The sequence below is a fragment of the Pseudohaemophilus parahaemolyticus genome (assembly GCF_938021905.1).
In the GTDB taxonomy this organism is placed as follows: domain Bacteria; phylum Pseudomonadota; class Gammaproteobacteria; order Enterobacterales; family Pasteurellaceae; genus Haemophilus_A; species Haemophilus_A parahaemolyticus_B.
In genome coordinates this window covers 1-13,459 of sequence record NZ_CALIFA010000029.1, presented here as the reverse complement: position 1 = coordinate 13,459, position 13,459 = coordinate 1, and the positions used below count along the sequence as shown (strand labels likewise).

The following is a 13,459-nucleotide window of genomic DNA, read 5'->3' as shown; positions in this document are numbered from 1 at the left end:
TATAGAGTTTATCTCAACAATGCCTGAATTTTCTGTTCAATCCCTTCCGCATTTAACCCAATTTCTGCATAAGCTTCTGGTTGTGTTGCTTGTGGGATGAAATAGTCTGGAATACCGAGCATTGCAAGCGGTTTAATTTTGTTGAACGATTGCAAATATTCATTTACCGCACTGCCTGCACCGCCTTGAATAGCGTTTTCTTCAATGGTTACTAATAAATCGTGTGAATCTGCAAGTTGTGTAATTAGATCGCCATCAATAGGTTTTACAAAACGCATATCAGCAAGGGTGTAGTCGTTATGCTCTGCAACGATTTGGGCTTCGTGTAACATTGTACCAAAGTTTAAAATCGCAACTTTTTTACCTTCTCGAATCAGACGACCTTTACCTACCTCCAACGCTTGCATTGGCTGTAATGCTACACCTTGAGCATTGCCACGTGGGTAACGCACTGCTGTTGGCGTATTCATTGAATAAGCCGTGAATAACATCTGGCGCATTTCATTTTCGTCTGATGGCGTCATAATCGTCATATTTGGAATACAACGCATAAAACTTAAGTCGAATGCCCCTTGGTGGGTTTGCCCATCCGCCCCCACGATGCCCGCACGGTCAATCGCAAAAATGACAGGGAGATTTTGAATTGCCACATCGTGAATTAACTGATCGTAAGCACGTTGCAAGAAGCTAGAATAAATTGCCACCACAGGTTTAAAGCCTGCAATCGCAAGTCCTGTTGCAAAAGTAACCGCGTGTTGTTCTGCAATGGCTACATCGAAATATTGCTCTGGGAAGCGTTTAGAAAATTCCACCATTCCAGAGCCTTCACGCATAGCAGGGGTAATGCCGATAAGTTTCGGATCTTGCTCTGCAATTTCACATAACCAATTACCGAAAATATCCGAATAGGTTGGGATGGTTTTCGTTTTTGGTAATTTTCCGCTTTCAGGATCGAATTTTGGCACGCCATGGAAACCGATTGGGTCGTTTTCTGCAGGCTGATAGCCTTTGCCTTTTTTGGTACGAATGTGCAAGAATTGTGGACCTTTTAGGTCACGCATATTTTCCAGCGTTTTCACCAAGTCATCAATGTTATGCCCGTCAATTGGACCAATGTAATTGAAGCCAAGTTCTTCGAACAGCGTACTTTCAGGCGAGAAAATCACGCCCTTCATATGCTCTTCGCTTTTCTTCATAAAGTTTTTAATGGTCGGCACTTTATCCAGAATTTTCTTACTGCCATCACGCATGGTAGTATAAAGCGAACCTGAGAAAATGCGTGCGAGGTGGTTGTTTAACGCCCCCACGTTTTCGGAAATCGACATCTCGTTATCGTTTAAGATAACTAACATATCAGTATGTAATGCACCCGCATGGTTTAAGGCTTCAAATGCCATTCCTGCGGTAATTGCACCATCTCCAATCACACAAACGGTTTTACGCCCTGCGTTCTCTTTTTCTGCTGCTACTGCAATACCTAAACCCGCACTGATCGAAGTAGAAGAGTGCCCTACGCTTAATACATCGTAAATACTCTCTTCACGCCAAGGGAAAGGATGGATACCATCTTTTTGGCGGATGGTTTTGATTTGGTCACGACGACCTGTAAGGATTTTATGCGGATAAGCTTGATGACCTACGTCCCAAATGAGCTGATCAAACGGCGTTTGATAAACATAATGTAAGGCAACAGTAAGTTCAACCACGCCCAACCCTGACGCTAAATGCCCGCTTGACTGGCTTACACATTCAAGCAAATAAGCACGCAATTCGTCTGCAAGCGGTTGTAATTGATCTTTATTTAGCAAACGCAAATCTTCAGGCGAATTGATTTGGCTTAGCAAAGGGTATGATTTTTGCATAAAAGATAATCCATTTGGGCGTAATGTAAAGATGAAACGGCTTTCGACCGCTTATCTGGCTTATTTAAGATCTTCTGTTAATACAGGTTGAATGGTGCTTAAAATCTCTTTCACAACACGAGCTTGACCAACAACAAGGTTGCCTGATTTTAAGTAATCTGTGCCACCTACAAAGTTGGTTACGATTGCACCCGCTTCACGAGCGATCAGCTCACCAGCAGCACAATCCCAAGGTTTTAAGCCGATTTCAAAGAAACCATCGACACGGTTTGCTGCAACATAAGCTAAATCTAACGCTGCTGAACCCGTACGGCGGAAATCTGCTACGCCATTGTTCATTAAGCCTTCAAGCATATTTAAATGTGCAGGACGATGTTTTGGATTTTTGAATGGGAAACCTGTTGCAAGCACGGTGCCGTTTAAATCACGACGGCTTGTATCAACACGTAAACGGAATTCATTTAATTTTGCCCCTTCACCGCGTACGCTAGTGAAAAGTTCATTACGGATAGGATCGTAAACTACGCCAACCGTTGTGCGACCATTCTCGCGAACAGCAATAGAAACACAGAAATGCGGTAAACGTTTTACGAAGTTAGTTGTGCCATCTAATGGATCAATCACCCATTGCACGCTGTTATCTTTACCTTCAACAATGCCTGACTCTTCCGCAACGATAGCGTGATCAGGATAAGATTTTTTGATAACTTCGATAATTGCTGCTTCTGCGGCTTTATCGATTTCAGTTACATAGTCGTTTGAGCCTTTACGAGCCACTTCAGTATCTTGAGGTGCTTGCTCATAACCTTTTGCAATAATATTGCCTGCTTTTCGTGCTGCACGAATAGCAATGTTTAACATTGGATTCATATTTCCACCAGATTTTAAAGAACGAAGAAAGATGGCGAATTATAGTATAAAAAAAGCGGGAGAGGAATGAAAAGCGGTGGTTTTTAACGGAAAATTTACAAAAATGGCGGACTAAAGCCCGCCTTACTAAAATTATGCAATTAAACCCGCTTGTTTTAAAGCTGCTAACACTTTTGGTTGAGCTTCTTCAGAGAGAGTCGTTAATGGCAAACGTAAGTTTGGTTCACTCACTAAGCCTAATTTATAAGCTGCCCATTTCACAGGAATTGGGTTTGCTTCCACAAATAAATCATGGTGTAGTACATTTAAGCGTTGGTTAATCGCCTCTGCTTCTTCAAATTTGCCCGCTAAAGCTAACTCACACATTTTCGCCATATCAGCAGCTGCTACGTTATTGGTTACAGAAATAACACCTTGACCGCCTAATTTCATTGACGCTAAACCTGTTGCATCATCACCGCTTAAGAAAATGAAATCCTTACCAGCTAATTCTTTAATGAGCGGTAATCGACTTAAGTCGCCTGTAGCTTCTTTTACGCCAACAATATTTTCAATTTTTGACAAGCGACCAATAGTTTCAGGTTTTAAATCGCTGCCTGTACGACCTGGTACATTATATAAAATTTGTGGTAAATCGGTTGATTCGGCAATCGCTTTATAATGTTGATACATCCCTTCTTGAGTTGGTTTGTTATAGTAAGGCACTACACTTAAACAGCCAGCCACGCCACTGTTTGCAAGTAATTTAGTCATTGTAACCGCTTCACTAGTTGCGTTTGAGCCTGTGCCTGCAATAATAGGAATACGACCATCAGCAAATTCAACGGTTTTCTTAATCACTTTCACATTTTCATCGATGCTTAACGTAGTAGATTCTCCCGTTGTACCTACTGAAACAATCCCGTGCGTACCAGCTTGAACGTGATATTCTACTAATTTTTTTAATTCTTCGTAGTTCACCTCACCGTGTGTCATTGGGGTAATCAGTGCTACAATACTACCGTGAAATAAAGGCATTGCCATAATTCGACTCCTGTTTTTATTATGATTGGCTTGCTTTCATAGATTGCAAAAATACTTAAAAATATGCAAGTTTTTTTTTCAAAAATAGAGAATTTATTTTCGAGTTTGTTGAGTTTGATTTTAAATTCGTTAAATTTGCATAAATATGCAGTTTAATGTATAACTACTCGTAAAATTTGAGAGGAAATCTTATGCGTAATACTGAATTAGTCCAATGGTTTAGACAATCCACACCCTATGTGAATATGCATAGAGGCAAAACGTTCGTCATTATGCTAGACGGCAATGCAATTGCTCATTCTAATTTTGTGAGTATCGCCAATGATGTCAGCTTATTGCATAGCCTTGGCATTAAGCTCGTGATTGTGTTTGGCGGACGGCTGCAAATTGACGAATTATTGGCAAAAAACAATCGCTTGTCGCATTACCACAACCATATTCGTGTGACAGATCCTAGTTCGCTGGAATACGTTAAGCAAGCAGTAGGCGGTTTGCATTATGATATTTTCTCCAAACTCTCTCTTCGTCTGCCAAACTCTCCCGTACTAAATGTGGTCAGCAGTAACGCGATTCTGGCTCAACCTCTTGGCGTAATTGATGGAGTTGATTTTGGCTTAAGCGGTAAAATTCGTCGCATCAATGTTGAAAGCATTCAGCAGCAGCTAGAGCAAGATGCCATTGTTGTCATTGGGCCGATTGCTCCCTCCGTTACGGGCGAGATGTTTAATCTACCCTTTGAAGAAATTGCAACTCAAGTGGCAATTAAACTCAAAGCGGATAAGTTGATTGGCTTTTGTGGTGAGCAAGGTTTGCTGGATGAAAAGGGTGAAGTGATTTCTGACATTCATCCACGGGAAGCAAAACGCTACCTCAATAAATTTATTGAGAATAACGATTACCACAATTCTGCTGCCCGTTTCTTGCAAGCTGCGATTGAAGTTTCGTATGCAGGAATTAAACGCTCTCATTTGTTAAGCTACAAGGAAGATGGCTCGCTCTTGCAAGAACTTTTCTCTCGTGATGGTATAGGTACGCAGCTTTCAGAAGAGAGTTCAGAGCATATCCGTATTGCAACTTCGCACGATATTCCTGGCTTACTCAACCTCATTCGACCGCTTGAAGAGCAAGGTATTTTGGTAAAACGTTCGCGTGAGCAATTGGAAGTTGAAATCAGCCGTTATACCATTATTGAGCGTGATGGTATTGTGATTGCTTGTGCGGCTTTGAACCCTTATTTAAACGAAAAAATGGCAGAAATGGCGTGTGTGGCTGTGCATCCAGACTACCGTGATTCTTCCCGTGGCGATGTATTATTAGAAGCGATTAAACGCCGTGCTATTCAAATGGGCATTGAAAAACTCTTTGTGCTTACTACTCGCACAACACAATGGTTTCAAGAACGAGGGTTTGAGATTAAAGGCACAGAAGATTTGCCTGCGTATAAACGTGAGCATTATGATCATCAACGGAAATCGCGGGTATTAGTATTGAATATTGTATAAAATGGACATGGCGAAACTGAATTTGTCTTTGTTGGTGTTATCTTTATTTGTTACTTTTCTTTAACGCTGAAATCATTATAATCCAATTATTTTTATGAGATTATGAGAAAAATTATGTCCCTAGACCTAACCAATATCCGCACACAAATTACCAGTCTTGACCGCCATATTTTAAAGCTATTATCAGAACGTCATCGATTGGCGTTTGATGTAGTGCGTAGCAAAGAGATTACTCAAAAACCACTTCGTGATGTCGTTCGTGAAAAAGAGCTTTTACAGGAGCTTGTAAATTTTGCTGAGTCTGAAAATTACCAGCTCGATCCGCAATATGTGACCCAAATATTCCAACGCATTATTGAAGATTCTGTGCTGACTCAGCAACATTACCTACAAAATAAATTGAATGAGCAAAAAGAAGAGAGCCTTTCCATTGCCTTTTTAGGGATGCGTGGTTCTTATTCGAATATGGCGGCTCGCCAATTTGCGAAGAAATATCAAGGCAATTTGGTAGAACTAAATTGTGCCTCATTTGATGAGATTTTTGCCAAAGTGGAAAATGGCGAAGCTGATTTCGGTGTATTACCGTTGGAAAATACGACTTCAGGTTCAATCAACGAAGTTTATGACTTATTACAACACACTGAATTGGCGTTAGTGGGCGAATTGGCTTATCCAATCAAACATTGTTTGTTGGCAAATGGTAATATAGATTTAGCTGAAATTGACACCATTTACACTCACTCACAACCCGCTCAGCAATGTAGCCAATTTATTCAAAGCCTTGACCGTGTGCATATCAAATATTGTGAAAGTAGCTCACACGCAATGCAGATGGTTGCTCGCTTAAACAAACCAAACGTGGCAGCCATTGGCAATGAGGATGGCGGTAAACTTTACGGCTTAAGCAGTATTAAATCGGAAATCGCTAACCAAGTGAATAACATTACTCGCTTTATTGTAGTGGCAAAAGAGGCGGTAAAAGTTTCTCCACAAGTGCAAACTAAAACGTTGCTATTGATGACGACGACACAACAAGCAGGTGCTTTAGTCGATGCGTTAGTCGTATTCAAACAGTTTGGCATTCGTATGCTGAAATTAGAATCTCGCCCAATCTATGGCAAGCCGTGGGAAGAGATGTTCTATGTTGAACTGGAAACCAATATGCACAACGAAAACACACAAAAAGCGTTAGAAGCATTAAAAGCTGTAACTAGTTTCTTAAAAGTGTTAGGCTGTTATCCAAGCGAGATTATTGAGCCAGTAAAGATTTAGAAAAATTGATTAGTAATAGGTATATAAATAAAGCATATTACTTATTCACTACTCTATGATATATCTTATATAGTGATTTAGGGCAGAGAAAACTCTGCCCTATGTTGAAATAATATTAATCACTTTATTTTTTTGTTTTAAGCAATTCAATGATCTCTTTTAATGCAATAATTTCATTCTCTTTTGCATCTAATAATAATTTAAGTTTCTCATTTTCCATCGCTAGAATACTATTTGAACCAAAAGAACAACCATTATTTGAATGGTCTCCAATGGTAAAGAAAAAAGATTTATCTTGAGAAGAGATTAATTCCACAATATCAATATGAAATATTTGAGCAATTTGCTTAAGTTTATCAACTGTTAGATTCGTTTTTCCGTGCTCAATTTTTGCGTAACCTGCTGGTGACATTTCAAGCTTTTCAGCCATTTCTTCCTGTGACCATTGGTTGATTTCTCTCATGACTCGAATTTTATCGTGGATTTCCATACTAGATTCTCTAAGTAAAATATTCATAACTAAAAGTATGGTTTTTCATACACTTAGTTAATGGTTTTTAAATTGGCGTGAGTATATCATTTCAACAATTTTTAATCCAACTCTTGAGGAAATCATAATGAAAAAAACATCTTTAGCCATTGCTTTATCATTGATATTAACCGCTTGTGGTTCTAGTGGTAGCAAGCCTTCCATTTCAATTCCTACAGCTACACAAACACCGACTATAAATAATTCATCCCAAAACAAACCTGCGACACAAGAAGCTGCTCCGTCTAAACAAACTCAAGGCACTACATCAAATCAGTCAACGCCAGTTGCGACAGTGTCGAAACCCGATATTAAGCTAAAGGATACCGGTGTTTCTTTGAATAAAAATGATTTTATAAAAGGCGAAATTAATAAAGAACCCGTCTTAGATCAAAATGGTAAAGAAATTGCACAGTTATCTGGCTATAATCGGGCATATTCTTTTAATGGGGCATTAATGAAATCAAAAGATAGCGGACTAGGTAAAATAATTGTAGGAAATACAGTACTTAAATTAGCAGATAAAGTTGGAGCAATAGGTGGTTTAACAGGCTTTGGCTTATCTAAGGCGATCGTTTCTCTTTATAATGCGACGCAAAATCCAGAACGTGATATTTTCTATTTTGGTGATGAAACACCAGAGTCTAGTATTCCTAAAAGTGGTATAGTTACTTATAAAGGTAATGCAAGCCGTTACGATAACGTGACAGCTCAAGTTAAAAATATTGGGACGACAGAGCTAATAGCGGATTTTGAAAATAAAAAAATTAAAGGTGAACTAAAAATTGATGGTTTACGTCGAAATATTTCGCTAAAAGAGGCTGATATTCAAGGTAATGGATTTAAAGGTGAAGCCGTTGCGGGAGAGAATCATATTTTGATGACTCGAAAAGGCGAGTATGAAGGTAAATTCTACGGACCAAGAGCAGAAGAGGTTGCGGGTAAAGCAACATTTTCAGAAGAGTTAAAAGACTTAAATACCAGTTTTAGTGCTGAACAGATAAAATAACTTAAAATAAAGGGAGCAGATGCTCCCTTTATTTATTTTAAGCCCATCCATTACGTTTACGACGAGGCAGGATATATGGCATCAGTAGTCCTAAGATTAAGCCAGCAATGAGCACAACTCCACCATAGATAAAATATTGAATGGCTATTGCCCGTTTTTCGCTATCTTGCATTGTTTCTAGACTGCGATTCTTATTTTTTAGTACCTCAATTTCACGTTTTAATTGTGCATTTTCGGCAAGCAAATCACTTGTTTGTTTTTCTGCGACATTACTACGTCTCTGCATTTCGATTGTACGTTGTTGCCAGTCGTTATCAATACGGCTTAACCTTCCACTAAGATCTTGTACTTGTTGTTGTAATTGGGGAATTAGCTCCTTAGGGCTTGCAGTTTGTGAGATTTCGGAGGCTAAAACCCAACCTTCACGGTTACGGCTATCACGAATGAGTACAAATCGGTCTTTACGATCTAAGAGAGTAATTTTTTCACCTGCTTGGATTGAACCTGAGATTTTGTATTGATCTCCCGCACCTTTACGCATATAAGTGCTTAGATTTTCAGTAATATAATCAGTCGAAAAAACAGGTAAAGAAGAAGTTAATAATAAAGAGGCAAGAAGAAATGTTTTTAATTTTTTTGACATAATAAGTCCTAATGATCATATTATTTATAAGCTACTTTTACTGACTCTTTTTATCAAAAATAGTTTATAAATAATTTAAGGAAAAGTCTGGGGATTTATAAACTTTGTATTTACTAAAAGAGAATAACCTAAAGAGGTTATTCCTCTTTCTTTGTTATCTGATTGATAACTTCTCCAATTCTGCAAAATAGGTTGGGAATGTTTTGGCGGTGCATTTTGGATCTAAAATTGTTACTGGTGTATTGGATAACGCAATGAGTGAGAAACACATCGCCATACGGTGATCGTTATAGGTTGCGATTTCCGCATGTTTGAAATGCTCCAATGCAAGCGGTTGAATTCGGATAAAATCTTCTCCTTCTTCCACTTCCGCCCCTATTTTACGTAGTTCGGTTGCCATTGCAGTTAAGCGGTCAGTTTCTTTCACACGCCAGTTGTAGATATTACGGATTACGGTTTCGCCTTGAGCAAACAGAGCCGTGGTAGCAATGGTCATTGCAGCATCGGGAATATGATTCATATCCATATCAATCCCGTGTAAATCTCCCTGTTCCGCTTGGATAAAATCGTCGCCCCAAGTGATTTTTGCCCCCATTTTCTCTAACACATCAGCAAACAAGCGGTCGCCTTGAATAGAATTTTTACCAATGCCGGTAACTTTTACATTACCTTTAATCGCCCCTGCTGCTAAGAAATAAGACGCAGAAGACGCATCGCCTTCGACTAAGTATTTTTCAGGCGAAATATAACGCTGATTGCCTTTTACTAAGAAGGTTTGGTAGTGTTGGTTTTCAACGGTTACGCCAAAATCTTTCATCATCGCAAGCGTGATGTCTATGTAAGGTTTTGAAACCAGATCACCAATAATTTCAATCTCCATATCACCCTCTGCAAGTGGAGCAGCCATCAATAACGCGGTTAAGAATTGACTAGAAATCGAACCATCAATTTTCACTTTGCCACCTTGCAAACCTTTATTGCGGATTGCAATTGGCGGGTAGCCGATATTTTCTAAATAACGCACATCAGCCCCCACTTGTTGTAGTGCATCAACTAAGTGCTGAATTGGACGTTCTTTCATACGCGGTTCGCCTGTTAAAATCACTTCTGCATCGTGTTTTCCTTTTAAACAAAGTGCAGCGGTTAACGGACGCATTGCTGTGCCTGCATTTCCTAAAAAGAGCGATAAGCCATTTTGCCAATTAAAAGCTCCACCTACGCCTTCGATTGTGCAGGTGGTTTTATCATCGGAAAGTTGATAGCTTACACCCAATGCCTTTAAAGCATTGAGCATATGGCGGATGTCGTCGCTATTGAGCAAGTTAGTTACTTGGGTTGTGCCGTGTGCGAGGGCTGCGAGCAGCAAAGCACGATTTGAAAGGCTTTTTGAGCCAGGTAAATTGATTTCACCTTCTACGCGAGCGATTGGTTTAAGAGTAATTTGTTCTAATTGTGTCATAAAGGTTCCGTTGTGTTTGTTATTTTAAGTATCAAGATTATAAACTAAGCATTCGCCAAAATCACTGCACGTTTTGGAGCAGGTAAACCTTCGATAGTCTTGCTGTGGTCGGTTGGATCTAAGAAATCGACCAAACTTTCATTTTCAAGCCAATCTGTTCTTCGTTGTTCTTCAAGCGTGGTAACAGCTTGATCGACACATCTCACATTTTTAAAGCCAATTTTTTCCAGCCAATTAATCAGGCACGGCACGGACGGAATAAAATAGACATTTTTCATTTTCGCATAGCGGTCGGCAGGCACAAGGCAAGTGTTCATATCGCCATCAATGACCAGCGTTTCTAGTACCAATTCCCCGCCTTTGACCAGTTGGGCTTTGAGCTGTGAAAGATGATCAAGCGGAGATTTGCGATGATACAGCACGCCCATTGAAAAAACGGTATCAAAGGCAGCAAGTGGTTGCATTTGTTCAATACCAAGTGGAATCAAATTCGCACGGCGATCATTACCAAGCAATTTCCGTACGACTTCAAATTGGCAAAGGAACAGCTCAGTTGGGTCAATTCCCACCACCATTTTTGCTCCTTCGCCCACCATTCGCCACATATGATAACCACTGCCACAACCTACATCTAAAATTGTACGGTCTTTTAATGGTGCTAGATGAGGTAATACACGTTCCCATTTAAAGTCAGAACGCCATTCCGTATCAATATGAATACCGTGCAGGTGATAGGGGCCTTTTCGCCATGGCATCAGCTGTTTTAAGTGATGGGTAATGCGTTGGGTTTCACCTGCTGAAAGCGGTTCGGTTGGAATGGATTCCACTTTATCTTTCAGGTTAATGCAAGCGGTTGAATTTGGCATAAAATCGACAATTTTTGCCCATTTGGCATAGTCACCGTGGGTGGTTTTTTCCCACGCTTTGAGCTGTGCGGGAAGGGTTTCAAGCCACGCAGAGAGGTTTGAGGTGGCAATTTGTTTATAAAAAGGACGGAAGTCTATCATATAGAATCAAGCGTAAAAAAGAATAAGGCATTTTAACAAACTTTGTTAGAAAAGCTAAAAAAATTACCACTTGTAAGTAAGTTCTGGGAAGAAATGACGTTAAGGCGTGATAAGCTATTGCCCTAATAAAAATTAGGTGAAAAAGATATTTTTTTCACCTATCTCATATTGGGATACGTTTTTCTGAACCAAAATTTATCCCTCTTTAGGATAAAGCACTTCAGCATTAATCCAATTCACCCAAGTGTTTTCCAATAATGGAATTAAGGGGGTGCTATCTTCAACTACAGTATTTAAGGCAGATAATACCTCTTCTAAAGACGAAGGTTGTTCTTGTATATAACTTAATAGCCAAAAGTCAAGTTCAGATAAGCGTTGTTGCAGAATATTAAAATCGCTATCCCGCCATATAACAGCTTGCATAGGGTTTTCATCAAATTGTTTAAAATCGCTTGATAAAAAATCGACTTCATAGCTTTTTAAATAAGCTGCATCAGATAACTGCATTACGCTATACTTATTCCACTCAAATTTTTCAGGTACTTTTGCTAAAGAAACTTCTGCAAGTAATTGTGTATTTTCAAAATCCATCAATGCCAGTATATTGGCATCAAAACTCTCTTTTTCTTGACAAAATAAGAGAAATTCTCCAGCAATATCTTGAAAATAAGGCGAATGTGATTTTCCTGTTAATACAAACGTTTCTTTTGTCTGAGACCAACTCTCAGCAGAAACGTGTTTAGGTGCTTCAACAAAACAACGGTCAATAAAACCAAAGATGTTATTTCGAACTAAGCGAGCATAAACAGCAAGGCGATTCGGAGCATAACCATTTAGAGGTTGAGCATGAGCCAATCGAACTGCTGTGGCAAGTGCTTTTTGTGTTTCAATAAGCGAAGGTTTAGGCTGCATAGGATATTACCTCTTTTTGAGCATATTTTTGCTGTAGTTGTGCAATATGTTCAACTTCAGCATAAAGTTCTGCAAATGGAGGGAAATTGAAATCACGCTCTAATAATGTTGGCGGAATGACAGGTAGTCGTTGATAGGCATATTCTAATAAATCCCACACAGTACCTTTTACTGCCTCACCGTGTGTATCAATTAATAACTCTGGTAAATAGCGATATGCCCCTTTTATTTTATTAAATGATTCTCCTTCTAAATCCTCCACAACTTGTGCGGCAGAATGTTCTTCGTCGTGTCCTGCAATATGAATGTAATTGACACGTTTCACATCTACTTGATCTAAAAAAACATAAGGATCAAGTAAACCGTGATTGACGCCATTTACATAAATATTATTCACATCTAAATGAATACCACAATCCGCTTCTTGTGCAATAGCATTTAAAAATTCTACTTCATTCATTGTGCTGGTGGGAGAGTGTAAATAATAAGAGGTGTTTTCTAATGAAATTTGTAATCCTAAAAAATCTTGCACATAGCGGATTCTCTGTGCTACGTGTTTTACAGCTTCTTCTGTAAATGGCATAGGTAATAAATCATATAAATGCCCTTCACATTCACAATAACTCAAATGTTCAGAAAAAAATGTCGAATTATATTGAGTCATTAATGCTTTAGTATTTTTTAATAACTCGCGATCAAGTGGTGCTTGCCCGCCTAATGAAAGTGATAGTCCGTGTACCGCAAGTGGATATCTTTCAGCGGCTTGATCAAATTTATAACGAGCAGCTCCTCCCATTTTTACCCAATTTTCTGGAGCAACTTCCATAAACTGAATCGCATTATTTGATGATAAATTCAAAAAATCATCCGCTAAATCTCGACGATACCCTAATCCTGCACCTTGTAACATAATTATTTACTCCTTTTAATACAACACTGGCGTAGAATTACACCAGTGTTATGTATGGCATCTAGATTTAAATACGATTATTTAGAACCGCATTTACCTTCACCACATTTACCTTCTGCAGCTTTTGGTTTGCTCGCACCGCATTTACCTTCACCACATTTACCTTCTGCGGCTTTCGTTTCGTTTGCACCACATTTGCCTTCTCCGCATTTACCTTCTGCAGCTTTTGTTTTCACACATTTATCACCCACACAAGGTGTTGCAGCTTTATCTGTACTGCTTGATTTTGGCTCAGCGTGTGCAACAGTAGCTACTGTCATCGTTAATGCTCCTGCTAATGCGGCTAAAGTGGATAATTTTTTCATTTAAATCTCCTAGAGTTTGATATTGAATATATAGTTAGAGGAATTTCAACCAGCTTTTAGTTGGATAAACCTTCTTAATAAGCGTGTCTAAAGAGA

The 13,459-nt window shown here is 39.1% G+C and carries 13 protein-coding genes; 3 read left to right on the top strand and 10 right to left on the bottom strand.

Annotated features, from left to right (window positions below; translation table 11 throughout):
• Nucleotides 1-8: 8 nt before the first annotated feature.
• From dxs to dapA, 3 genes are all read right to left on the bottom strand, one after another.
• Complete coding sequence (dxs, locus tag QMF79_RS02425) at nt 9-1,862, bottom strand: 1-deoxy-D-xylulose-5-phosphate synthase (protein WP_281772626.1); 1,854 nt, start codon at nt 1,860-1,862, stop codon at nt 9-11.
• A gap of 60 nt (nt 1,863-1,922) precedes the next feature.
• Nucleotides 1,923-2,732 (bottom strand): inositol-1-monophosphatase, encoded by an 810-nt coding sequence (gene suhB, locus QMF79_RS02420; RefSeq protein ID WP_281772625.1) that lies wholly within the window; start codon nt 2,730-2,732, stop codon nt 1,923-1,925.
• A gap of 132 nt (nt 2,733-2,864) precedes the next feature.
• The gene (gene dapA, locus QMF79_RS02415; protein ID WP_111426985.1) at nt 2,865-3,755 is read right to left on the bottom strand and encodes a 4-hydroxy-tetrahydrodipicolinate synthase; all 891 of its coding nucleotides are present in this window, start codon (nt 3,753-3,755) and stop codon (nt 2,865-2,867) included.
• A 191-nt stretch (nt 3,756-3,946) separates the two neighbouring features.
• On the opposite strand from dapA, the gene argA reads away from it, so the two are divergent.
• Both argA and QMF79_RS02405 read left to right on the top strand, forming a co-directional pair.
• Complete coding sequence (gene argA / locus QMF79_RS02410) at nt 3,947-5,257, top strand: amino-acid N-acetyltransferase (RefSeq protein ID WP_281772624.1); 1,311 nt, start codon at nt 3,947-3,949, stop codon at nt 5,255-5,257.
• A gap of 114 nt (nt 5,258-5,371) precedes the next feature.
• The gene (locus QMF79_RS02405; RefSeq protein WP_281772623.1) at nt 5,372-6,529 is read left to right on the top strand and encodes a chorismate mutase; all 1,158 of its coding nucleotides are present in this window, start codon (nt 5,372-5,374) and stop codon (nt 6,527-6,529) included.
• A gap of 124 nt (nt 6,530-6,653) precedes the next feature.
• Here QMF79_RS02405 and QMF79_RS02400 read toward each other — a convergent pair whose 3' ends face one another.
• Nucleotides 6,654-7,019 carry a helix-turn-helix domain-containing protein gene (locus QMF79_RS02400; RefSeq protein ID WP_005705666.1) on the bottom strand — a complete coding sequence of 122 codons (366 nt, stop codon included), beginning with the start codon at nt 7,017-7,019 and terminating at the stop codon, nt 6,654-6,656.
• Between the two features lie 127 nt (nt 7,020-7,146).
• Between QMF79_RS02400 and QMF79_RS02395 the strand changes: the two genes are divergently transcribed.
• Entirely contained in the window at nt 7,147-8,067 is a 921-nt protein-coding gene (locus QMF79_RS02395; protein ID WP_281772622.1) for a Slam-dependent surface lipoprotein, read from the top strand.
• Between the two features lie 37 nt (nt 8,068-8,104).
• Here QMF79_RS02395 and QMF79_RS02390 read toward each other — a convergent pair whose 3' ends face one another.
• The 6 genes from QMF79_RS02390 to QMF79_RS02365 form a co-directional block, all read right to left on the bottom strand.
• Entirely contained in the window at nt 8,105-8,710 is a 606-nt protein-coding gene (locus QMF79_RS02390) for a TIGR04211 family SH3 domain-containing protein (RefSeq protein ID WP_040216775.1), read from the bottom strand.
• Nucleotides 8,711-8,864: 154 nt separating this feature from the next.
• The gene (gene aroA / locus QMF79_RS02385; RefSeq protein WP_281772621.1) at nt 8,865-10,169 is read right to left on the bottom strand and encodes a 3-phosphoshikimate 1-carboxyvinyltransferase; all 1,305 of its coding nucleotides are present in this window, start codon (nt 10,167-10,169) and stop codon (nt 8,865-8,867) included.
• A 44-nt stretch (nt 10,170-10,213) separates the two neighbouring features.
• Complete coding sequence (gene cmoB / locus QMF79_RS02380; RefSeq protein ID WP_281772620.1) at nt 10,214-11,176, bottom strand: tRNA 5-methoxyuridine(34)/uridine 5-oxyacetic acid(34) synthase CmoB; 963 nt, start codon at nt 11,174-11,176, stop codon at nt 10,214-10,216.
• A gap of 195 nt (nt 11,177-11,371) precedes the next feature.
• Entirely contained in the window at nt 11,372-12,088 is a 717-nt protein-coding gene (locus QMF79_RS02375) for a DNA-binding domain-containing protein (RefSeq protein WP_281772619.1), read from the bottom strand.
• Nucleotides 12,078-12,998, bottom strand: a complete 921-nt coding sequence (locus QMF79_RS02370) for a DUF692 domain-containing protein (protein WP_005625701.1) — start codon at nt 12,996-12,998, stop codon at nt 12,078-12,080. Before QMF79_RS02370 ends, QMF79_RS02375 begins: the two co-directional genes overlap by 11 nt.
• A 77-nt stretch (nt 12,999-13,075) precedes the next feature.
• The gene (locus QMF79_RS02365; protein ID WP_005696509.1) at nt 13,076-13,363 is read right to left on the bottom strand and encodes a hypothetical protein; all 288 of its coding nucleotides are present in this window, start codon (nt 13,361-13,363) and stop codon (nt 13,076-13,078) included.
• Nucleotides 13,364-13,459: the final 96 nt, after the last annotated feature.